At 38.2% G+C, this 24,747-nt stretch carries 17 protein-coding genes and 1 riboswitch; of the genes, 5 read left to right on the top strand and 12 right to left on the bottom strand.

The features are described from left to right. Positions 1-521: 521 nt before the first annotated feature. Positions 522-1,994: an alanine/glycine:cation symporter family protein gene (locus tag M997_RS11535; RefSeq protein ID WP_064720270.1), complete on the top strand. Its 1,473-nt coding sequence runs from the start codon at positions 522-524 to the stop codon at positions 1,992-1,994. A gap of 100 nt (positions 1,995-2,094) precedes the next feature. Beyond that, positions 2,095-2,934, top strand: coding sequence for an N-acetylmuramoyl-L-alanine amidase (locus M997_RS11530; RefSeq protein WP_064720269.1), 840 nt, complete (start codon positions 2,095-2,097; stop codon positions 2,932-2,934). Between the two features lie 91 nt (positions 2,935-3,025). Here M997_RS11530 and brnQ read toward each other — a convergent pair whose 3' ends face one another. The 3 genes from brnQ to M997_RS11515 form a co-directional block, all read right to left on the bottom strand. Then, positions 3,026-4,384 (bottom strand): branched-chain amino acid transport system II carrier protein, encoded by a 1,359-nt coding sequence (brnQ, locus tag M997_RS11525; protein WP_064720268.1) that lies wholly within the window; start codon positions 4,382-4,384, stop codon positions 3,026-3,028. Between the two features lie 300 nt (positions 4,385-4,684). Beyond that, the gene (yidA, locus tag M997_RS11520; protein ID WP_064720267.1) at positions 4,685-5,491 is read right to left on the bottom strand and encodes a sugar-phosphatase; all 807 of its coding nucleotides are present in this window, start codon (positions 5,489-5,491) and stop codon (positions 4,685-4,687) included. A gap of 135 nt (positions 5,492-5,626) precedes the next feature. Continuing rightward, positions 5,627-6,013 carry a helix-turn-helix domain-containing protein gene (locus M997_RS11515; RefSeq protein WP_064720266.1) on the bottom strand — a complete coding sequence of 129 codons (387 nt, stop codon included), beginning with the start codon at positions 6,011-6,013 and terminating at the stop codon, positions 5,627-5,629. A 308-nt stretch (positions 6,014-6,321) separates the two neighbouring features. Here M997_RS11515 and mgrB point away from each other — a divergent pair, with 308 nt between their 5' ends. Then, positions 6,322-6,531 carry a PhoP/PhoQ regulatory lipoprotein MgrB gene (gene mgrB / locus M997_RS17775; RefSeq protein ID WP_341868138.1) on the top strand — a complete coding sequence of 70 codons (210 nt, stop codon included), beginning with the start codon at positions 6,322-6,324 and terminating at the stop codon, positions 6,529-6,531. Between the two features lie 146 nt (positions 6,532-6,677). Continuing rightward, on the top strand, positions 6,678-8,051 hold the full coding sequence (locus tag M997_RS11505) for an amino acid permease (RefSeq protein ID WP_064720265.1): 1,374 nt from the start codon (positions 6,678-6,680) through the stop codon (positions 8,049-8,051). Between the two features lie 140 nt (positions 8,052-8,191). On the opposite strand, the gene pagP is transcribed toward M997_RS11505, so the two are convergent. Next, a complete protein-coding gene (pagP, locus tag M997_RS11500; protein ID WP_064720264.1) occupies positions 8,192-8,827 on the bottom strand; it encodes a lipid IV(A) palmitoyltransferase PagP in 636 nt (211 codons plus the stop codon). Between the two features lie 1,099 nt (positions 8,828-9,926). Further along, positions 9,927-10,016, top strand: a riboswitch (TPP riboswitch). 58 nt (positions 10,017-10,074) lie between these two features. On the opposite strand from pagP, the gene thiD reads away from it, so the two are divergent. After that, positions 10,075-10,872 (top strand): bifunctional hydroxymethylpyrimidine kinase/phosphomethylpyrimidine kinase, encoded by a 798-nt coding sequence (gene thiD, locus M997_RS11495; protein WP_064720263.1) that lies wholly within the window; start codon positions 10,075-10,077, stop codon positions 10,870-10,872. Between the two features lie 60 nt (positions 10,873-10,932). On the opposite strand, the gene fbaB is transcribed toward thiD, so the two are convergent. The 8 genes from fbaB to M997_RS11455 form a co-directional block, all read right to left on the bottom strand. After that, positions 10,933-11,982, bottom strand: coding sequence for a class I fructose-bisphosphate aldolase (fbaB, locus tag M997_RS11490; protein ID WP_064720262.1), 1,050 nt, complete (start codon positions 11,980-11,982; stop codon positions 10,933-10,935). A 49-nt stretch (positions 11,983-12,031) separates the two neighbouring features. Continuing rightward, positions 12,032-12,925 carry a lipid kinase YegS gene (yegS, locus tag M997_RS11485; protein WP_064720261.1) on the bottom strand — a complete coding sequence of 298 codons (894 nt, stop codon included), beginning with the start codon at positions 12,923-12,925 and terminating at the stop codon, positions 12,032-12,034. Positions 12,926-13,250: 325 nt separating this feature from the next. Beyond that, a complete protein-coding gene (trhP, locus tag M997_RS11480) occupies positions 13,251-14,630 on the bottom strand; it encodes a prephenate-dependent tRNA uridine(34) hydroxylase TrhP (protein ID WP_064720260.1) in 1,380 nt (459 codons plus the stop codon). Positions 14,631-14,749: 119 nt separating this feature from the next. Continuing rightward, on the bottom strand, positions 14,750-15,457 hold the full coding sequence (baeR, locus tag M997_RS11475) for an envelope stress response regulator BaeR (RefSeq protein WP_064720259.1): 708 nt from the start codon (positions 15,455-15,457) through the stop codon (positions 14,750-14,752). A gap of 8 nt (positions 15,458-15,465) precedes the next feature. After that, positions 15,466-16,842: an envelope stress sensor histidine kinase BaeS gene (gene baeS / locus M997_RS11470; protein ID WP_064720258.1), complete on the bottom strand. Its 1,377-nt coding sequence runs from the start codon at positions 16,840-16,842 to the stop codon at positions 15,466-15,468. Beyond that, a complete protein-coding gene (gene mdtC / locus M997_RS11465) occupies positions 16,839-19,922 on the bottom strand; it encodes a multidrug efflux RND transporter permease subunit MdtC (protein WP_064720257.1) in 3,084 nt (1,027 codons plus the stop codon). Before mdtC ends, baeS begins: the two co-directional genes overlap by 4 nt. After that, the gene (locus tag M997_RS11460; protein ID WP_064720256.1) at positions 19,919-23,050 is read right to left on the bottom strand and encodes an MdtB/MuxB family multidrug efflux RND transporter permease subunit; all 3,132 of its coding nucleotides are present in this window, start codon (positions 23,048-23,050) and stop codon (positions 19,919-19,921) included. The genes mdtC and M997_RS11460 overlap by 4 nt, the downstream gene beginning before the upstream one ends. Next, on the bottom strand, positions 23,050-24,291 hold the full coding sequence (locus M997_RS11455; RefSeq protein WP_064720255.1) for an MdtA/MuxA family multidrug efflux RND transporter periplasmic adaptor subunit: 1,242 nt from the start codon (positions 24,289-24,291) through the stop codon (positions 23,050-23,052). Before M997_RS11455 ends, M997_RS11460 begins: the two co-directional genes overlap by 1 nt. Positions 24,292-24,747: the final 456 nt, after the last annotated feature.

Raw genomic sequence — 24,747 nt, 5'->3', positions numbered from 1 at the left:
CTATTCCATTGTTAACCGCTATAAATTTTTATATAAACTAAATTTTAATTCTTTCAATTATAAAATTAAATAGTCGTTTATTTTAGTTTCTAGCTTAAAATGATTTATTAATATATACCTATAAAGCTATTAAACAATTAGTTGAGTTTGCTTTTTAATCAGGTTAATTAATTTTCAAATGCGTGATTTATTTTTTTGTTAACGCTATCTATAACCTTATTTAGTTAACTGACTAAATAAGACTTTGATTTATGTTTATGAAAAACAATGTTTTTTTATTTTATTCTAATGACTACTCTAATTAATGTTGCAATTAAGTCTTAGCGTTAATAAATAAAAAAATAAACAAAAAATATACATGAAGTATAATATTGTGTTACATTCTACTCGCTTTTTAACACAGCAATATATAAAGGCAGAGAAGGGTCATTTACTGATTTCATTTAAACTCTGTCGCTTAATTTTTATTACGATAGCGATGTAAGGAACGGTTATATACGTTATTATATAGGAGAACTAATTTGACTAACCTAATAAACTTTGCAAACAATATTTTATGGGGATATGTCCTTATTTACTTGCTCCTTGGGGTTGGCATCTATTTTACTTTTCGTACTGGATTTATACAAATCCGTCATTTTAGCCACATGTTCTCTATTTTAAAAAATAGCAATAGATCAGATAAATCAGGAATATCTTCATTTCAAGCATTATGTACGAGCTTAGCAGCTCGCGTAGGAACAGGAAATCTTACGGGTGTAGCTATTGCATTAACAGCTGGTGGGCCAGGTGCTATTTTTTGGATGTGGGTTGTTGCGCTTATTGGTATGGCAACTTCATTAATTGAAAGCACGCTTGCTCAGCTCTATAAAACGAAAGATGATCAAGGAAATTATCGTGGTGGTCCCGCTTATTATATGACAAAGGGACTGAAAATGCGTTGGATGGGCGTGATGTTTGCTATCTTCTTAATCATTGCTTTTGGTTTAGTGTTTAATGCCGTTCAAGCTAACTCTATTGCCCAAGCAACTGCTTCTGCATTTGATTTTGATCCTCTTTATGTGGGAATCGCTTTAGTTATCTCTAGTGGATTTATTATCTTTGGTGGATTGCGTTGGATTGCAAGGGTTGCTGAATTAGTTGTTCCTATTATGGCGACCGCATATTTATTATTAGCATTTTGGGTTGTTGCTGATCATATTGAACGATTACCCGAAGTCTTTTTATTAATATTTAAAAGTGCATTTGGTTTACAAGAAGCGGCAGCAGGTGCTATTGGCTATAGTATTAGCCAAGCAATGACTCAAGGTATTCAACGAGGATTATTTTCTAATGAAGCGGGTATGGGCTCGGCACCTAATGCGGCTGCCTCAGCAACGCCTTATCCCCCGCACCCTGCCTCTCAAGGCTATATTCAAATGCTTGGCGTGTTTATGGATACGTTGGTTATTTGTAGTGCTACAGCGGTGATTATTTTGTCATCGGGTGTATTGGATAGTTATCCTGAAGGTATTAATGGTATTCAACTCACTCAATTGGCATTGTCGTCAACCGTCGGTGGATGGGGAAGTACCTTTATTGCCATTGCGATTTTCTTTTTTGCTTTTACATCTATTATTGCTAACTATGCGTATGCCGAAAGTAATATGATTTTCCTAGGTCGTAATCATACTACAGGGCTATTTTTATTACGTTCAGCAGTGTTAGCTATGGTGATGTTTGGTGCATTAGCCGATATGCCTTTAGTCTGGAAAATGGCAGATCTTTCAATGGGATTAATGGCAATGACTAATTTAGTCGCTATTATTTTACTTTCAGGTGTTGCTTTAAAACTTATCAAAGATTACAACCAACAACGCCAAGCAGGGCTACTTCCTACCTTCGATATTAACCAATATCCTGAGTTAAAAGATGAGATTGAAGAAGGCATATGGGAAGAGCCGGTTGTATCTGACGAACCTTTAATTCGTTGCGAAAAAGTACGTCAGTCTTAAGAATATAGCAAAATATCGCCAAATCTTTGAACCCATATTCTTTAATATGGGTTTTTTCATTACAATTTAGCTTTGGGCTTATTTATTTTTAGGATGAAGAATGAAGTTAAATAGATATTACATAGGGTTACTTGCTTCGATAAGTCTACTGACAAGTTGTGCTCAGCCATCAAAATATATTGATAGAGGGAGCTACATTGCACAAGTCGTTCCAAATAAACAGGAACCAAGTGACTGTGTAAAATATTTGGTGATGCATTATACCGCGCTAGATGATGACAAATCGTTTAAAGTATTAACCGCAGGAAATGTGAGCAGCCATTATCTAATTCCTACTCATCCCATGAAAATAGATGAAAAACCCGTTATTTATTCATTAGTTGATGAACAACAAATTGCGTGGCATGCAGGGGTTAGCCAGTGGGGAGATGCAACAAGCTTAAACCGTTGTTCGATAGGAATTGAGATTGTTAATTTGGGTTATCGCGATAATGGTAAATTTAGATATTGGTATCCTTATACCGCTGACCAAATAGTGACTATTAGTGCAGTAATGAAAGATATTATTCACCGTCATAATATTGAACCGCAGAATGTCTTAGGACATAGTGATATTGCCCCCCAACGAAAAGTTGATCCGGGTCCTTTGTTTCCATGGAAACGCCTTGCAAAGCAAGGTATAGGTGCTTGGCCTGATGAACAATCAGTGAATTTTTATTTAGCAGGTAGAGATCCTTCAGAACCTGTTGATATTGCCAACTTTCAAAAATTACTGTCGGAATATGGGTATCAAACACCTAATAGTGGTGTTCTAGACAATAAAACCCAAAAGGTCGTTAAGGCATTTCAAATGCATTTTAGAGTGATTAATGCTAATGGTATTCCTGATGCACAATCAGAAGCGATATTAAAAGCATTAATACAAAAATACAAAAAGTAATATTAAGTTAGATCTCGATAAAAAGCCTCTTATAGCATATTGATATAAGAGGTTTTTTTGTACAAACTAACTATATAAGAAGAATACTTGTTTAGAGCGTTGTATTTGCTTCTTTGGTTGTCGTTATTGCAGGCACTTCTTTTAAATTCAGGCTAATTAATAGCGATACCACAAAAGCAATAGCGCCAGGTAGTAACCAGCCTAAGCCATATTCAGAAAGTGGTATATAGCTAAATAATTGTAGTAAATCTGCATTTAGCCATTTCAATTGTTTTAAGGTATCAAATAAGCTCATTAGTACAATTACGCCAATAGTTAAGCGATAAGTAAAACGAGGTGCTTTTAATTTGCTACGAATAAATTGAAGTAGAACCAAAGTGACTGAAGTTGGATAAATCATCAGTAATGCAGGAATAGTGACACGCAATAAGGTATCAAGGCCAAATGTTGAAACAACAGTGGTCATTAAGGTGAATACAACAACCCAAAAACGATAACCTAAACGATGATGAAAGGTTGCAAAGTAATCAGCAGCAGCACTTGTTACACCAACTAACGTTGTCATACTTGCTAGTAATACAATGCCACCCATTAGCCATGTACCCACAGAGCCAAATATGGCATCAACATAACGAGAGAATATTTGTCCACCATTTGTTGCATTTAATGCAGGATCAGCAAACACAGAAACGGAATGGCTAGTGGCACCTAAATAGAATAAACACAAATAAAGTGCAGCTAAGAGTAAAACTGAAATCATGCCCGCTTTAACAGTAATTAAACCTATTTGTCTTGGTGAATTTATACCTTTGGTATATAACGCACGAGCTACAATTCCCCCAAACGCCATTGCTGAAAGCACGTCCATAGTTTGGTAGCCATCAATAATGCCAGAGAAAAAACCATTAACAGCATATAAACCGGTAGGTTCTTCAATAGGAGAAAGTGGTTTGGCAACGACAGCAATACCGACAACCACTAATAAAACGAGAAGTGCGGGTGTCATAAACTTACCTATCGCACTGATCATAGTGCCTTGTTTAAGCATAAAAAACATACTTAAAATATTAAAGGTAAGTGCAAAAATAAGGTGAGTTACAGTATTTTTCTCAATAAGGCCTAAAGGTAAAAATCCCATTTCATAGGCCGTATTTGTGACACGTGGCATAGCAAAGGTGGAGCCAACGATAAGGTAAAGGGCAACCCAAAATATGACGGCAAACCATGAAGGTAAATCGACTGATAAACGTTCACCACGGCCGCGAATAGCGACGATAACTAATGTAAGAAAGGGAAGTAATACACCAGTAACAAGAAATCCTAAAGATGTACTGAACCATTGATTTCCTGATTGAAAACCAGCCATAGGTGGAAAAATAATATTGCCAGCACCAAGAAAGAGGGCGAAAACCATCATTCCAAGAACCAGCATATCTTTTGTCGAAAGCATAACGAATACTACCTGTCTGTGAAAAATATATTAATGATTTATATTTGTTATTCTACATTTAGCCTATTAACTAGGTGATTGTGTTGTAAAAATACGATTTGAATAACGAAAAGAGAATTGATAGTAACAAATTCTGAGCGAGATGTAAGAACAATGGGATATTTAATGCTAAATCGAAAGGGAATATAGAATAATAAATTACTAGTTAATAGACATAAAAGCAGTGCGATCCTCTGCTCAGGATCACAAAAGCTTTATAATTTTGTCGGCATTAGAGATAAAACACAAAAAAGATCGTGTTTAAATAAATTTATTAATTGCGATGGCAACGCCATTTTCTTCGTTAGATAATGTAACAAATTTGGCAATATTCTTAATGGAGTCGGGAGCATTTCCCATTGCTACACCCAATGCTGCATATTTAAGCATCGCGAGATCGTTTTCTTGATCACCAATACACATAATTTTTTCGGGGGTAATTTTTAAATGTTCTGCAATTTTTTGTACCGCACTCCCTTTATTCACATTGGTATTTAAAATTTCGATAAAATAAGGTGCGCTGCGAAGTATGCTGTATTGTTGATAGATATTGGTAGGAAAATACTGGATAGCGCTATCTAATACAGTAGGCGCATCAGCAATCATAAATTTGCTAAATCGCATATCCCTTTGCATTTCATTTACTGGGCGATAATAGAGTGGTGTCCAAGATAAAAAGGCTTCTTGGCAAGTGAAATGGCTAATATGAAGGTTAGAAGTGTAGATTTTATTATCACTCAGAACATGAAAATGGACACCGATCTCGCGTGATAAATTCTCAAAATAGAGATAATCCTCAAAATCAAGCAAATCTTCAATAATCACTTCTCCGTTATCTGCTTGATGAATTTGACTACCATTATTACTGATGCAAAAACAATCTGCCAAATCAAGGTTAAGGGCTTTTAAATAAGGATAAATACCATTAAAAGAGCGACCTGAGGCTAAAACAATATGAACACCTGCTTTTTTGGCTCGCAGAACCGCATTTTTTACTTCTGGTGTAATTTCACGTTGTTTATTGAGTAAGGTTCCATCTAAATCAATAGCAATAAGCTTAATACTCATTAGTATCCCCATATAAAAGAAAATAAAAGCAGTCAAAATGACAAGTCAGAAGTGAAGCGTTTTATCATCACATAGGTGACACTCTATTTGTGTGATATAAAAGGCATTATAGGATATATCACACAGATAGAGGGTTTATTCACAGCAAGGTGACTGTAAATGCAGTGGTTGTTTAGTTTCTAATTCAATTTCTTGGTTTTGTCTAAAATCAAAAGGTGTGATGCCATATTCTTTACGGAACATATAAGTAAAGTGCGATTGTGAACCAAAACCAAAATCAAGTGCGATATCAAAAATTGAACGCTCACTTGTCCGTAATAAATAAATAGCGCCAGCCAACCTACGTTGGCGAATATACTTTCCTAAAGAGGTTCCTGTGACTTCTTTAAAAATTTTCTGCATATGCCAAAGAGAATAGCCCGAATAAGCCGCAAGTTCTTCCAGATGAATAACGCGACCTAAATGCTCCTCAATCCATTTGCTTAACGCGCAAACCAATGCGAGATGATTATCTTGTGGCATTACAATTCCATTCTATCGATGAAGTTAAGGTAAAAAGCAAAATTAACTCCCTAATATTATACAAAAAGAGGCAAACAGAGAAATCCATATTAATGGATAGTCATCCATGATCGTTGGCAAAATGTGTAGTTGAGAAGGTATATGCACATTAAACAGTCAGATCAAATTAAAAATAATACAAACTATCTTGGTTTTGTCGAGGAAGCATTTAACTTTCTTTATGAAAACTATGCTAAATTCACAGCCAGAGATAAGTTATCGCGGATTTTATAACAACAACTCCTTACGCCGTTATCAAATTAAAGCGAATGCTTATTATTGTTACTAATCATGCTAACAAAATGTATTTAAAGGATTTTAAATTGAACGCAAAAAAAATAATTATTAGCATAATTATTGTACTAGCCATTAGCTTAGGTTTGTATCTTATAGCTTTAGATAATTTTTGCGATCAAGGAGAAGACTTTCAACAAGGTATTTGTCGATTTACCACGCTATTTCCCTCTAAACACGGTTAGTTTTTCACCTTTTCTAATTATTTTCCCTTTAACATGAAATCTATTTGTTATTCAAGTCAGAATAGTGTTTTAATGGTGGCTTAAAATAAACACAAGTGTAAACATTTATTTACACTTTAAACTGATAGATCAATAGAAGAGGATGTATGGCGAGAGAGTCGCAACAAGCAGAACTAAAGCGCGGTTTAAAAAATCGACATATCCAGCTTATCGCGCTGGGTGGTGCCGTCGGCGCGGGTCTGTTTCTTGGAATAGCGCAAACCATTAACATGACAGGACCATCAGTAATTTTAGGTTATGCGATAGGTGGTTTTATTGCGTTTATGATCATGCGCCAATTGGGCGAAATGGTTGCCGAAGAACCAGTTGCGGGTTCATTTAGTCACTTTGCTAATAAATACTGGAGCCCATTTGCTGGCTTTTTATCTGGCTGGAATTATTGGGTCATGTTTATTCTTGTTGGTATGGCTGAATTAACCGCCGCAGGTAAATATATTCATTATTGGTTACCTGATATTCCTGTCTGGGTTTCTGTTGCTGTCTTTTTTGTTGCCATTAATCTTATTAATCTGATCAACGTAAAAATGTATGGTGAAACCGAGTTCTGGTTTGCCATTATTAAAGTTCTCGCCATTGTGGGTATGATTTTATTTGGTAGCTATCTGCTGGCAAGTGGTAATGGTGGACCTCAAGCTTCTGTTACTAACTTATGGGAACTGGGTTTCTTTCCTCATGGCTTTACTGGATTTATGTCGGCACTTGCCATAGTGATGTTCTCTTTTGGTGGACTTGAGCTGGTAGGCATTACGGCGGCAGAAGCCGAAAATCCGAAAGTTAGCATTCCTAAAGCAACCAACCAAGTTGTGTACCGTATTTTAATTTTTTATATCGGTTCATTATTGGTATTACTATCACTTTATCCTTGGACGCAAGTTGTTAAGGGTGAAAGCCCATTTGTGCTTATCTTTCATCATTTGGATAACTTCTTAATTGCAAATATTTTAAATGCCGTGGTGTTAACCGCCGCATTATCTGTATATAACAGCGGTGTGTATTCAAATAGTCGTATGCTTTATGGTTTAGCGAAGCAAGGTAACGCGCCACGTTCATTATCACATGTCAATAAACGTGGTGTGCCAGTGATATCATTAGCATTATCTGCGGTAGCTACCTCTTTAGGTATTTTGGTTAACTATGTGTTGCCTGATCAAGCATTAGAGCTATTAATGGCGTTAGTGGTAACTACATTAGTGCTTAACTGGATCATGATTTGTTTAGCAAACTTAAAATTCCGTGCTGCAAAAATTAAAGAAGGTGTTGAACCATCATTTAAAGCGTTATGGTATCCCTATGGTAACTATATTTGTCTTGCCTTCTTATGCATGATTTTAGTGATTATTTTGTTAATGCCAAAAATTAATATCTCAGTAATTTTAATGCCATTCTGGATTGGTTTTTTATGGTTAGGTTTTAAATTGTCGAGACCAAAAAAAGAACCAGTAGCAGATGAGGCGAGGTAAGTTATTTCAGCTAAATAGATAAAATAACAATTTATAATTTAATTATCCTTCTTAGCGAAAACAAAAAACGCATCTAATTTTAGATGCGTTTTTTATTGGGTCATTGAAGGGTGAAATAAATAAAATTTACTTGAATAACATTACTGCCAACGCAGCCAAGCAAATAACACATTACCATTATTATAAGTACCCGGAACATAAGTTGCTTGAAATGAGAGATGACCATATTCAACAGAAACCATCGGTAGTGGTAATGGCATAGGAATATAATTATATTCATGGCGTGCTGTAATACTTAAAGTAAAACCCGCTCCCATTCTAAATCCATCAAGATCACCAGGTACCCACATTTTTTGAAAGCCATAACCGACTATCGGTTGTACGCGATTATTTGAGTCCATAAAAGCCATTGCATACAGCGCATGCCAGTCGTTATCGCTATCATAGCGATATTTTCCCATCCCAAAGCCCCAAGGTGTTTCGTTATAGCGATCTGTTTTTTCTTTATCGTAAGTAAAGCGGTTATGCCAAGTCCAGACAGGTAAATAGTAGTTATAATCGTCACTATCCCACGTTTGAGAGACATTACGCTTAAATTTTCCCCAATAGCTCTCTTCATTATTTTGTTGTAAAGATTGATCTGTTGTTTGGGTGTTTTTTATCGTAATTGTCTGAGTGTTGGCAGGGCTATTTTCAGTAGCAAAAGCATAGGTTGTTAACGTGAGTGAAAACAACGTAGTTGCTAATGCTCTATAACGAAAATGGGGTGATGACATAATATAACTCCGAATACTACACAGCTATGATTCTGGTAATGGCAAATAGATTTCAATAATAGTGTTATTTAATTAGTGATAATTTAAGATAAGAGGTATCTGAAATTATACTTATTGAATATAATCCTAAGGTATTTTAGTGAGTTGAACAAAGAACAAATCTACTCATTGTATGGTATCGATTAATTTTCTTAAGGCTAAATTCTGCGATGATATTATCACTAGCACATTGTTTTTTATGGACAAAATGTGTTACTGATAATGTAAGTTCAGAAGTTAAATATAAGAGATTAATCATAAGAAATTTAGTTATTGGGAAGATATCAGAACACAAGATGAGCGAAATACCTATTTCTATCCCTTTTTATATAAATATTAGTCTATTTAGTATGAGTAATCATTCTTATTTATGATGCAGACAAATATTTGCGCTGGGATAATAAGTTAATCGATAAAAAAGCGTTAATTTAAATCAGATAAAATAAGATGTTTGTTTATGAAGCGTTTAAGTTTTTACAGATACTTAAAAGAGTATGTCAGTGAGATATATTGATTTGTAGTGATTAACATGGGTTAAAAAAGAAATGTAAATGACTATTGCGATAAAAGCATTGATAGTAACCATTATTGTGAGTATTTTTCTTTGGAATTTTAATCAATGAGGAAGGCGATAATGAGGTAATATGAAGTCTTCAATTCTTTTTTCAATAAAATTTTTTGTATGCGCAATATTTCTAGAGTGAATTTTCAATACCATATTAATATCTGCATCAAGTATAAGATAATACATTGATTTTTCTTCCTGTCACTGCGGTAGTTTTTTCTTCATTTTCCCTTCTACGTTGTTTAGTTGTCCATAAATGCAGTATAAATGCCTCATTTGGCAGATCATATATCGAGTGTCGTTAAAATCAGCAAAATGATTTGTTTTTTATCGGAATATATAATTATTATTTATTTAATGGGGATATAAATAAATAAGTTTGTATCTATTATATCGTCTTGATTTGTTTCTCCTAGATAACAATAAATAAAGCGAGAGACTGTGGCTAGTATCTTTACTTTGGTCATGCGATACTCTCTATTGCCTGAATTTACAGGCTTTGGCTCGGGGCGCCTTATGGCTGAGATGAAACCCGTATAACCTGATCTGGATAATGCCAGCGTAGGGAAGTCAAGGTAACTCTGCGATGTGCTGATTAACAGAGACCGACTTTTCTGTAACTGGTAAAAGTAGGAGTTAATCAGTGAGATTTAATGCACTAACTATTGCAGGAACGGATCCTAGCGGCGGCGCAGGTATTCAAGCAGATCTAAAAACCTTTTCTGCCCTCGGTGTTTATGGCACAACAGTAATGACGGCTCTTGTCGCTCAAAATACTTGTGGTGTACATAGCGTGTATGATTTATCCCCTGACTTTGTCGGCGCACAATTAGATGCAGTTCTTTCTGATGTTAGAATAGATAGCGCAAAAATTGGTATGCTTTCTAACGCAGATATTATTGAAATTGTTTGCCAGAAACTGCATCAATACTCTATTCCTTTTGTTGTTCTTGATACTGTTATGATTGCAAAAAGTGGCGACCCACTTTTGCAACCCAATGCTGTCGAAAAGATGGTTAATAAACTTCTTCCCCTTGTTGATTTAATTACACCTAATCTACCCGAAGCCGCAGCTTTGCTAGGATGTGATGTTGCACAAGATGAACAGACGATGAAACAGCAAGGCTATGCATTACTCGCTCAAGGCTGTAAAGCAGTGCTAATGAAGGGAGGGCACTTAACAAAAAATGAGAGTCCAGATTGGTTATTTACACCAAAAGGTGAATGGCGTTTTACCTCACCGAGAATTAATACAAAAAATACCCACGGAACAGGTTGCACACTTTCAGCTGCACTCGCCGCAATACGTCCCCAAGTAAGTAATTGGGAAACGTCTGTGGAACAAGCCAAAGCTTATTTACAACAGGCATTAGAACATGCTGATAGTTTAGACGTCGGGCATGGGTTTGGCCCTGTACACCATTTTCATCGCTGGTGGTAAAAATAGGCCATATAAATAAAAAAGCCACCTTTGGCGGTGGCTTTTAATTGAATAACGTTTTTACGCTATGGTTACTGATTTATTGAGATACACATCTTGTACCGCATTAATCAGTGCGACGCCGTCCTTCATTGATTTTTTAAATGCTTTGCGACCTAAAATTAAGCCCATACCACCTGCACGTTTATTAATAACGGCGGTACGTACCGCATCTTCAAGGTCGTTTTTACCTGATGCACCACCTGAGTTAATTAAACCAGCACGACCCATATAACAGTTAGCTAATTGGTAACGTACTAAATCAATTGGGTTTTCAGTGGTAAGTTTGGTGTAAACTCGCTCATCAGTATGACCAAAACCTATTGCTTTAAAACCACCATTATTTTCGGCCATTTTTTGCTTAACAATATCAGCACCAATGGTGGCGGCTAAATGATTGGCTTGACCCGTTAAATCAGCGCTTGCGTGGTAATCCACGCCATCTTTCTTAAATGCAGGGTTACGCAGGTAAGCCCACAATACAGTAACCATACCCAGTTCATGCGCACGTTCAAATGCCATTGAAATTTCTTCAATTTGGCGACGGCTTTCTTGTGAACCAAAGTAAATAGTTGCACCAACGGCAACCGCACCCATTTCAAATGCTTGTTCAACGCTGGCGTACAGTGTTTGGTCGTATTGCGCAGGGTAGCTTAAGGTTTCGTTATGATTAAGCTTTACAAGAAAAGGAATTTTATGTGCGTAGCGGCGAGAAACAGAAGCAAGAACACCATAAGTGGAGGCAACACAGTTGCAACCTGCTTCTATCGCTAATTCAACAATATTTTTAGGATCAAAATAGAGTGGGTTAGCCGCAAATGATGCAGCAGCAGAATGCTCAACACCCTGATCCACGGGTAAAATGGATAAATAACCTGTACCTGCGAGACGCCCATGATTAAGCAATGTTTGCATTGAACGTAATACCGTATTAGGACGGTTATTATCAATCATTACACGGTCAACAAAATCTGAACCTGGCAGGTAGAGATTATCACTTGGGATTGTTTGACAGCGGTGTTCCAATAATGAGTTAGCATCAGCACCTAACAAACTTACTATATCAGTCATTACTTACTCCAGTTCACGATTAGATGAAAGTGATTGTCATTTATATACATTAAGATAACAAGCCACATTGAGGCGGTAAGCGGCAGTGGATCGCTTCAGGTAACACAATAAATGCAAATTTATCGCCTAAAAGGGGTTCTCCATCTAAATTAAACACCATTTCATGTGTAGCACTAATGTTTACCCAACTGCTTTCAATCTCGATAATTTTGTCGTTCTTTTTGCGATCAAATAGACTTGTTAATAAAGAAGGAAGAAGTTCATTAGCTTCAACGATGGTGATATTGAGTTTGTTGTCGTTAATTAATGCATCAGGGCAGAGCTGTTGTCCTCCCCCGGCTTGTCGACCATTCCCAATACCTAAAACCAACGCTTCACCTTTCCAATGAAAATTTTCTGCCTCAATAGTGCAAGGATCTGCTTTAAGAGTATCGATACGTAATAGACCATGAAGAAAATAGGCAACTCCACCTAATGAAGATTTTAGTTTTTCCGGCGTTTCAGTGGTGATTTTGGTACCAAATCCACCAGAGGCCATATTAATAAAATAATGTGTCTTATTTACATTAATCACATCAATAGGTACCGCTCGCCCTTTAATCGCTAAATTTAGTGCATTCTCCATATCTTGTGGAATAAGTGCACTAGAGGCAAAATCATTTGCTGTACCTAATGGAATGATGCCTAAAACAGGCAGAGATGAAGGCGATAAGTGAATAAGTTCAGAGACTACGCTATTGATCGTGCCATCACCACCCGCAGCAATAACGGTTTGTGCTCGAATATCAAGGGCTTCTTGAACAAAACGTCTAATATCACTTGATTCCCATGTGACTCGAACTTGAATATTAAAACCTTCTTTACGGAGTTGATAAACAGCGTCGCGCAGTGCGGTATTACCTGAGTTTTTTCCATTAATAATCAGCAAGCTGATTTGGTTCATTAGTATCACTCCTTAAATTAAACAACTCTTTTAAAAGTAATAGATATCGAGATAATTACCATTTTTTTACAAAAAATGAATAAACGGAGAATTAAATAAGGGAGTTAATATTTAAATGAAATGAGAAAACAAAATAGGAAAGGCTAATGTGGATAGAAAAAGAAAAGGCAAATCCAAGGGAGATTGGATTTGCCAAGGAGGTGGTTCCTAGTCTTACTGTATTCATTCTAGTTCTTTATTTTTCGAAACAGATGATACGGTAAACAAATCATTATTGATGTGATCTGTATTTGAAATTGACCACTTTAAATCAGATTATGACGTTTTACTTCACTTCTACTGCATCAATCTTGTGAGGTTGACGCGTTGTCGTTCCCTCTAGGTTGCGGATCAGCAGTGCAAAGTTTAAATCAACATCATCAGGAACAGATAAATAAACCATGTGGCCATTACCGGGTGCCACATCTGTTGGCTGAAGTTTTTTGTTAAATAGCTCTGCCAAGGTAAATTGAATATTCCCTGTTGGTGTCATTAATTCTAAGCTATCACCTAAAATAAATTTATTTTTAACATCGACTTCAGCTAAGCCATTAACACGCTTACCGGTGAATTCACCGACAAACTGTTGAGTGTCTGAAACAGAATAACCATATTCATAAGTTTGGTATGAATCATGAGTATGGCGACGTAAGAAACCTTCGGTATAACCGCGGTGTGCTAAGCCTTCTAGTGTGGTTAGTAGCGTTGGGTCGAAAGGTTTTCCTGCAACAGCATCATCAATAGCGCGGCGGTACATTTGTGCAGTACGAGCACAATAATAGAAAGATTTGGTACGGCCTTCGATTTTTAGTGAATGCACACCCATTTGGGTGAGTTGTTCAACGTGTTCGATAGCACGTAAATCTTTTGAATTCATGATATATGTACCGTGTTCATCTTCGAACGCCGTCATATATTCACCAGGACGTTTTGCTTCTTCGATTAAGTAAACTTTATCGGTTGGCGCACCAACACCTAATGTAGGTTCAACATTTTTGACGGGAATAGGTTGGTATTTTTCAACGATATTACCAACATCGTCTTCTTTACCTTCTTCTACTTTGTATTCCCAGCGACAAGCATTGGTGCAAGTTCCCTGATTTGGGTCACGCTTGTTGATATAACCAGATAATAGGCAACGACCCGAATATGCCATACATAATGCACCGTGGACAAAAACCTCAAGTTCCATTTCTGGTACTTGTTTGCGGATTTCTGCAATTTCATCAATAGAAAGTTCACGAGAAAGAATGACGCGAGTTAACCCCATTTGATGCCAAAATTTAACAGTTGCCCAGTTAACGGCATTAGCTTGTACTGAAAGGTGAATATCCATTTCAGGGAAAGCTTCACGTACCATCATGATCAAACCAGGATCTGACATAATTAGTGCATCAGGGCCCATATCGATAACGGGTTTTAAATCGCGAATAAAGGTTTTTAATTTAGCGTTATGAGGTGCGATATTCACCACAACATAGAAGCGTTTACCTAATTCGTGCGCTTCTTGGATCCCTTTAGCAAGGTTCTCGTGATTAAATTCGTTATTACGCACACGTAAACTATAACGGGGCTGACCTGCGTAAACGGCGTCAGCGCCATAAGCAAATGCATAGCGCATATTTTTTAATGAGCCAGCGGGAGAGAGCAATTCGGGTGTAAACATATTTAATTTCCTGGTTCTGATTTCAAGTCAGTCCTCTACACTAAAGGTAGGGGTATATCATAAAGGGGAGGATTCTAGCGCTTAACTATGGCGAGGTTCAATGTATTCCGTAAAAAAGATTATCTAAAGCGATAAGCTTGCATCTCCCAGCGATAACCTTGGCCATAAATTGACCGAATAAACTCAATTTGTGCATTTAGCTGCTCAAGTTTACGGCGTAAGTTTTTAATATGACTATCAATGGTTCGGTCTGTGACTATTCGATAATCATCATAAAGATGATCCATTAGCTGATCACGAGAGAGTATTTTACCCGGTTGTGTTGCCAAGGCTTTGAGTAAGCGAAATTCTGCTGTAGTGAGATCTAAAATTTTATTGTTGTATTGGATTTGATAAGCCTGTTCATCAATAACCACTAGCTTATCTGTTTGAATAATATCTTGAGGGCGATAATAGCGTCGCAATAAGGTTTTAACTCGGGCGACGACTTCTCTAGGGCTATAGGGTTTACAAATATAGTCATCAGCACCAATTTCTAATCCTAATAGTCGGTCAACTTCTTCTGTTTTTGCCGTCACCATAATAATGGGAATATCAGAAAATTGGCGTAGCTCTTTACATACCGTAATACCATCTTTTATCGGCAGCATTAAATCAAGTAAGACTAAATCATAGTGTTGCTGTTTTACACATTCGCTGACTTCAGCGCCATCTGCCAACCAATGTGTTTGATAGCCAGATGCTTGCAGATAATCAATCAGCAATTGAGCCAGTTTGGGTTCATCTTCTACTATTAATACACAATAGGTTTTTTCGGTGATTGTCATCCATTTACTCAAGTATCATTAGAATATGCGGGTAATTCTACGAGAATTTTTATGCCACCTAAAGAAGAAGGCATTGCACTAATTTTTCCATTATGAGCTTCAACAATATTTTCGCAAATTGCAAGGCCTAAACCAGAGCCGCCGCTTGCACGATTACGTGAGCTTTCAGCCCGATAAAAGCGTTGAAAAACAGCCTGATATTGTGCTTCATCTAGTCCTGGTGCGCTGTCTTCCCATGCAATAAATACACGATCATGTTCTTTGCGCGTCGTTATCTGTAATTGCCCACCAGAATAGGTATAACGCAAACTATTCTCTAATAAATTATGAAATAGCTGAATAAGCCTATCAGGATCTGCTTGTACAATGATAGGTGAAATATCGTCTAATTGAGGTAACAGGGCAATATCTTTACTCTGATAAGCATGACGATAAGATGCTGTTGCAAGCAAAATCACGTCATTAATATCAATAAAATCTTTGCGATAAGCCAGTGAACCACGATCAGATAACGAGAGCTGGTGTAAATCATTAACTAATTTAGTGAGGTTCGTTACTTCAAATAATAATGAATTAATCGTTTCGGTCGTGGGTTTTCTTACACCATCTTGCAGTGCTTCAAGCTCACCTTTTAAAATAGAAAGTGGTGTACGTAATTCATGTGAGATATCAGCCATATAATCACGACGAATTTGTTCATTTTTTTCTAAGGTGCTGGCGAGTTGATTAAAATCGATAGCAAGTTGACTTATTTCATCTTTATTAGTTGGCGTGACTCGAACTGCAAAATCCCCAGCCGCTAATTTATGCGTTGCATCAACGAGTCTTTTTACTGGGCGTATCATGCTACGAGACAAGATTAATGTGATTAAGAGTGCAAATAAAACCGTTGCACCTGCAATAATCCAGCTTGTACGTAATTGTTGTTTATCAAAGCTAATATCAGCTTCGTTACTGATTTTATCTGCGGCACTAACAACCACCCAACCCACAATTTCATCATGATAAGTAACAGGCTTTTTAAACGTTTCTGCTGGAAACTGATTATCGTGTCCAAATAAACGCTGCATATTTTTGTCCACAATCCAAAATTGTGTACGCCAACCTCGTGGAGCAGGGCCTTCACTGCTTTGGTTGATTTGGTCTATGGTACGTAATATTTGATAAAGAGAACGATCATCTCGGTTAAGAAAACGCCAATCACCCGTTAAGGTATATTGTTCAGTTAATGCTTCAGCGAGAAGCGTTGCTCGTTGTTCACTATTTTTTTTGATATACCCGATAAAGCCTTGTTGAAAGCTACCACGAATACCAATGTGCATGGCTAGCACAACGACCATACAGGTTGCAAAAATAACCAGAAACAACTTGCTTCTTAATTTCATGCATTTGCCTCTTGCTTGCTGATACGTCGTTGTTGCCAGCGTTCACGAAGTCCATCAAAAAATAGATAAATAACCGGCGTGGTATATAGCGTTAGCAGTTGGCTCATCAATAAACCACCAACAATGGTAATACCTAAAGGTTGTCTTAACTCTGCGCCATCACCACTGCCGAGCATTAATGGTAATGCGCCAAAAAGTGCGGCTAAGGTAGTCATAATAATAGGGCGAAAACGCAGTAAACTTGCTTGAATTATGGCCTCTTTTGCTGACAATTTACCCTCGCGTTGTGCCGTAATAGCAAAATCCACCATGATGATGGCATTTTTCTTCACAATGCCTATTAAGAGCATAATGCCAATAAGTGCAATTAAGCTAAAAGGAGTATCGAAGAGTCGTAATGCTAATAGCGCACCAACGCCCGCAGAAGGTAACGTTGATAAAATAGTCAGAGGGTGAATATAGCTTTCATACAGCACGCCAAGAACCAAATAAACCGTCACTATTGCCGCTAAAATAAGTATTAATTGTGATTTTATCGTTTCTTGGAAGATTTGAGCTGTACCTGCAAAAGTGCCACGTACGGTATTAGGTACACTGAGTTCGGTCATCGTACGTTCTATCGAGCTAATTGCATCAGATAAGGTATAACCTTCAGGAATATTAAATGCAATGGTCGATGCGGCAGATAATCCTTGGTGATTAACGCTTAGTGGTGCATTAGCCGGAGACCAACTGGCAAATGCAGATAATGGAATGCGATCACCTTTATCATTAATCACATACATTTTATCTAACGCAGAAACATCTTGAGTGTATTGTTCAGAGACTTCCATCACCACTTTATATTGGTTTAAAGGCGCATAGATAGTCGAAATTTGTCGCTGACCAAACGCATTATTAAGCAGATTATTCGCATCGCTGACGCTAATACCTAATTGCGACATGGTATCGCGATCATAAGTCAGTGCCATCTCAGCGCCTTTATCTTCTTTGTCTGAGTTAACATCAATTAGCTCAGGTAATTCACCGAGAGCTTTACGTACAATAGGTTCCCATTTACGTAATTCGCTTAAATCATCAGCTAATAAAGTAAATTGATAACTGGAATTCGCTTGTCGCCCGCCGGCACGCACATCTTGCACTGGCATTAAAAATAGGTTTGCACCGGGTTCATCGGCTAATTTAGTGCGTAAACGGTTAATGACCTGATTGGCGCTATCTGTGCGCTCTGATAATGGATTAAGCGAGATAAACATAAAACCACTGTTAATGCGCCCTCCGCCTGTAAAGCCAGTGACGCTATCGACATCTTTATCAGCATTAATTTCTTGCATAAAGCGCGCCATTTTGTCTTTCATTGATTGAAATGAAATACTTTGGTCAGCACGCACAAATCCCATTAAACGGCCTGTATCTTGATCAGGGAAAAAGGCCTTAGGAACGCTGATATATAAATAAACATTTAAGCCTAGTGTTGCGAGAAAAATTGCCATAACCCAGCGCCGATGGCGCAATGCAGCTTGTAGTGTGACACTGTAACCCTGCTGCAAACGAAAAAGTAGCTTACCAAACCCACGTAAATGTGCCTGAGCTTTAGGTTTTACGCCCTTGAGTAAATGAGCACACATCATGGGTGTTAAGGTTAAAGAGACAAACAATGATATAGCGATAGCGGTGGTTAAGGTGATAGCAAATTCTTTGAATAATCGACCAACTAATCCTTCCATTAGTAATAATGGAATAAACACGGCAACTAGCGAGATACTCATTGAAAGCACGGTAAAACCAACTTCACCAACCCCTTTTAATGCTGCTTGTTTGGGTTTTAAACCATTTTCAATATGGCGAGAAATATTTTCTAGCACCACAATGGCATCATCGACGACAAAACCTGTGGCGACAGTAAGTGCCATCAATGAAAGATTATTTAAACTAAAGCCACACAAATACATAGCTGAGAAAGTACCAATTAATGAAACGGGTACTGCAACTGCGGGGATAAGCGTGGCTCTGCCAGAGCGCAAAAATAGAAACACCACTAAAATCACTAATGCAACCGCGATAGAAAGTGCGCGTTCAACTTCAGCTAATGAAGCGCGAATGGTTGGTGTTCTGTCTTGTGCGACTTTTAAATCGACACTGGCAGGAATAAGCTCACGTAATTCAGGTAATTCAGCACGAATGCGGTTTACTGTCTCAATAATATTGGCGCCCGCCTCACGACGAATAACCAGCAAAATAGCCGGTTCTCCTCCACTCATACCCGCGGCGCGTGAGTTTTGAACGGAATCTGTTACCTCGGCAATATCGCTTAAACGTACTGTCGCCTCTTGATTGTAATGAACAATTATAGGGCGATAGTCAGCGGCTTTGCTGAGCTCATCATTAGTTTGGATTTGCCAGCGACTTTTATCATCATTGACAAAACCTTGAGGGCGTCGGACATTAGCTTGGCTAATGGCTTTTCTAACATCATCAAGGCTAACATTTTGATTAAAAAGCGCATCAGGATTAAGCGCAACACGTACCGCAGGTAATGATCCACCACCGACAGAAACTTCACTTACACCTTCAATCTGTGAAATTTTCTGTGCCAGCCGAGTTGATGCTAAATCATACAGCTCACCGGTGTTTTGCGTATCAGATGTCAGCGTTAAAATCATAATCGGCGCATCTGATGGATTTGATTTGTAATAACGTGGACGACTTGGCATACCAGATGGCAATAGGCTTTGTGATGCGTTTAATGCGGCTTGCACATCACGAGCAGCGGTATTGATATCTTTATTTAAATCAAATACTAAAGTAATACTGGTGCTGCCTAATGAGCTGCTTGATGTCATTTCATCAATGCCCGCAATGCGCCCTAATGAGCGTTCAAGAGGGGTCGCAACAGAAGAAGCCATTGTTTCTGGAGAGGCACCCGGTAATGAGGCGTAGATATTAATCACGGGATAATCTACCTGTGGCAACGGTGCCACAGGTAGTAGCATAAAGCCTAATACACCACAAAGAGAGATTGCTAAGCTCAATAGCGTTGTTGCTACAGGGCGCTGAATAAAGAGGGCGAAGAACTTCATGATATCGCCTCGTTATCATTTTCAGTGCATTTATTTCGATTGAAATAAATAGATAGCTTATCAAATAGCAAATAAATAACCGGTGTTGTAAATAGGGTTAAAATCTGACTCATAATCAAACCACCAACCATACATACCCCTAATGGTTGACGTAATTCAGCACCAACACCGGTACTTAACATTAATGGCAACGCACCTAGTAGTGCTGCCATTGTGGTCATTAATATTGGGCGAAAACGCAGTAAACATGCCTGATAGATAGCTTCGTAAGGTGCTAGGCCTTGTTCTCGTTCAGCCGCTAATGCGAAGTCTATCATCATGATGGCGTTCTTTTTCACAATACCAATGAGCAAAATAATACCGATGATGGCGATAATATCGAGCTCATTGCCGGCAGCCATTAAGGCCAATAATGCACCGACACCAGCCGTTGGTAAGGTAGAAAGGATCGTAATTGGATGAATAAAGCTTTCATACAGCACACCTAAAACGATATACATTGCTACAATTGCAGCAATAATTAACCATAATGTGCTGGAAAGCGCGCTTTCAAATGCCAGCGTCGCACCTTGGAATTGTGTGGTGATATCTTTTGGCATTGCAATTTGTTCTTCTACTTGTTTAACGGCATTGACCGCTTCTTCAAGAGAGGATTTTTCGGCAACATTAAAAGAAAATGTAGCTGCTGGGAATTGCTCTTGGTGATTAATAGAAAGTGGTGCTAGGCGCTGTTCTACTGATGCAATAGATAAGAGCGGTACCATTGCGCCATCTTTACCCGATAAATGAATGGCAGATAATGCCTGTAAACCATCACTATTACGAATATCTTGTTCTAATACCACACGATACTGATTAGCTTGAGTATAAATGGTGGAAATAAGACGCTGGCCAAAGGCGTTGTAAAGTGCATTATCAATGGCACTCATTGAAATACCCAAGCGGCTAGCTGAATCTCTATCTACCTTGATATAGGCCATCATGCCGCCATCTTGCCAATCGCTGCTAATATCCGTTAATTCAGTACGTTGTTTTAATGCCTGAGAAAGTTTTGGCACCCATTGTGCTAATTCTTCTAGTGAGGTCGCTTGCAACGTAAATTGATACTGAGTACGAGATACTTGTGTATCTATGGTTAAATCTTGTGTTGGCTGAAGATAAAGTGTCATTCCTGAAATATCAGCAACTCTCTTTTGTAAACGAGGAATAATCACATCAATACGATCATCACGTTGATTTAGCGGCTTTAGCGTAATTTGTAATCGGCCGGTATTAAGTGTGGCGTTATTGCCATCAATGCCGACGAAGCTGGCAATATTATCGATAGCAGGATCATCAATAAGTTTATCTACTACTTGTTGTTGTTTATCGACCATCGCTTGATAAGAGATGGATTGTGAGGTTTCTATCGTGCCTTGTAATAAGCCGTTATCTTGTAATGGAAAAAAGCCTTTCGGTATAAACATATAAAGCAATACCGTTAAAACCAGTGTGCTCAATGCAACACCGAGGGTTATCCATTGGTGATTTAACACTCGTTTTAGCCAAACAGCATAAACGGCAATCATTTTTTCAAAGAAACGTTCACAAGCCATTTCAAAGCGATTATGTTTAATTTCGCTTTCAGGTTTTAGTAAACGCGCGCACATCATTGGCGTTAAAGTTAAAGAGACAACAGCCGAAATTAATATGGCCACCGCAAGGGTGATGGCGAACTCTCTAAATAAACGACCAACAATATCGCCCATAAAAAGAAGTGGGATCAGCACGGCAATTAACGAAAAAGTTAATGAAATAATGGTAAAACCGATTTCACCCGCCCCTTTTAGTGCTGCGGTCAGCGGTTTATCACCTTGTTCAAGATAGCGAGAGATATTTTCAATAACGACAATAGCGTCATCCACCACAAAGCCAGTGGCAATGGTAAGCGCCATTAAGGTCAGGTTATTCACAGAAAATCCACAAAAATACATCACGGCAAAAGTACCCACTAATGAAAGTGGAACCGCAATACTCGGGATTAGTGTAGCGACACCATTGCGTAAGAATAAGTAAATAACCATAACAACTAAGGCTATCGCTAAACCTAATTCGAACTGTACATCGTTAACCGATGCGCGAATGGTGGTGGTTCTATCGGTTAAAATTTCAACGCTAACAGATTTAGGTAGGTTAGACACTAAGTCGGGTAATAAATTGCGAATATTATCAGTAGTATCAATAACATTAACACCAGGCTGACGCTGTACATTAATAATAATTGCTTGCTCATTATTCGCCCATGCGCCTAATTGATTATTTTCAGCTGCTTGTTCAATGGTTGCGATATCAGATAAACGAATAGGTGCGCCATTTTTATAGGTGATAATCAATTGACGATAATCATCTACCGTCTTCATTTGGTCGTTAGCCGATAATGTTACAGAGCGGGTTGGGCCATCAAGGCTACCTTTTGCAGAGTTGACGTTGGCATTATTAATTGCAACACGAACTGTTTCACTATCTAACCCATAAGATGCTGCCGCTTGCGCATTAAGTTTAACTCTTACTGCCGGGCGCTGACCTCCCGCTAAAGAAACTAAACCTACACCATTTACTTGTGAAATTTTTTGCGAAATACGAGTTTCAACCATATCTTGCAATTGTGTCATCGGAAGTGCTGAGCTGGTTACGGCCAAGGTCAGGATCGGGGGATCTGCGGGGTTTACTTTGCTATAAATGGGGGGATAAGGTAAATCTGAAGGCAGCAAATTAGTTGCTGCATTAATGGCTGCTTGCACTTCTTGTTCTGCAACATCGAGTGGCAAAGTAAGTTGGAACATTAATGTAATAACAGAAGCGCCACCTGAACTTTGTGACGACATCTGTTTTAACCCTGACATTTGGCCAAATTGGCGCTCTAGTGGTGCAGTGACTGCGGATGTCATTACATCCGGGCTGGCGCCTGGATAAAGTGTAACCACTTGAATAGTAGGATAATCAACTTCTGGTAATGCTGAAACCGGCAGCATGCGATAGCCCACAATACCGGCTAATAAAATCGCAATCATAAATAACGTTGTTGCCACAGGACGTAAAATAAATAAGCGAGAAGGGCCGCCGCCTGTACCGTGTGTTTTTTCGGTCATTACGCTTTCTCCGCTATAACACGGTTAGTTTCTTTACTTTTTGGTACAGTCGGAGTGACGATATCGACTTTTGCACCCTGCGTTAATCGGTCAACACCATCAGTGACTACACGCTGATTTGCCGATAAACCAGAAGCAATCACCACTTTATCTGCATTTTGCAGTGCTACTTCAACGCGTAATTTGCTGACTTTATTTTCATCATCAACCGCCCAAACAAAGTGTCCTTCATTGCCCATTTGCAATGCAGCGTTAGGAATAACAACGGCTTTTTCTAATGTTTTGACATACAAGCGGATATTAACAAATTGGTTTGGAAACAGGGTATTTTCTTGCTGAGGAAAACGTGCTTTTAGTTTAATTGTGCCAGTGGTGGCATCTATTTGGTTATCAACACTAAAGAGTTTTCCTTGGGCCAACTCAAACTGATTATTGCGATCAAATGCGGTAACAGGTAAATCCGCATTAGTTTTGCGCGCTTGAATAACACGGTTTAGTTCTTGTTCTGGCAATGTAAATAGTACATCGACGGGATCCATTTGGTTGATAACAACGATAGGCGTTGATGATCCCCCAGAAATATAGTTGCCAACATCAACTTGTTTTAATCCCACTCGACCTGAAATAGGTGCCGTAATTTTGCTATAGGTTAATTGTAGTTGGGCATTGCTTATCGTGGCTTCATCGATACGAAGGCTGGCTTCAGATTGTTTAACTAACGCATTTTGGTTATCTAATTCTTGTTGTGAAACTAAATTAGTTTTCGCTAGTTTTTGATAACGAGCTAAATCAAGACGCGCATTAGCTAAGGTTGCTTGATCTTTTGCTAATTGACCTTTGGCTTGGGCTAATTGCACTTCAAAAGGTCGCGAGTCAATTTCGGCAAGTAAATCACCTTGTTTGACATGTTGGCCTTCAGTAAAGTGCAACGCCATTAATTGGCCTTCAACACGACTTGTAACTGTCACGCTATTGGTGGCACGCACTGTGCCTAATGCCGATAAAAACTGTGGCACATCTTCTTCCATTGAAGTTGCAATTTGTACAGGAGGAAGTGGTGGTCGACGAGAACTTGAAGTTCCCCTAGTTGTTTGTCCTGAAGTTTGCGCTTGAGCACCTTTGGTTTCTGTTGTGGTTGTTTTAGTGGTGTTGAATTGCCAATAGGCGCCAGCGCCAGCAGCAATAACGATTACTGCGATAATAAGAGAAAGTCTTTTTTTAGCGTTTTTGTTTTTATTCATTGTTTTTGTGATCCCACTGGCAACTAGCTAATCAGGAATAGTGAAATTAAATTTCGGAATGGTGACATTCTACCTGTTTCTGCATGGTTAAAAATGGAGGAAATATGGAAATTAAGTCAAGGAATGTGTTTTGTTGATGTTATTTTCACCAAACGAGTAAAAATAGCGATGGTAAAATTTTTTTGTTTCTATTCAATGAATAATCAATTGCTGAAAAATGAATAAGGATCAGGTTAATTAAGTGGTTTATCAGTGAATAATATAGTGTGAAATAATTTATTTATAATCAGTAGGTTATTTTGTTTGCTCTTTTTTTAATCGCATAACTATTTTGTACAATTGCACTTATATGTGATAAAACGCAATAGTTAGTTATAAAACTTAGATAATTATGCTTTCCAATGATAGAATGCCGACCTTGTTTTTCTCTGCGTTGAACTCTTTTCAAAGAATAAC

This window comes from Proteus hauseri ATCC 700826, assembly GCF_001654965.1.
GTDB lineage: Bacteria > Pseudomonadota > Gammaproteobacteria > Enterobacterales > Enterobacteriaceae > Proteus > Proteus hauseri.
This window is presented reverse-complemented; position numbering and strand designations above follow the sequence as displayed.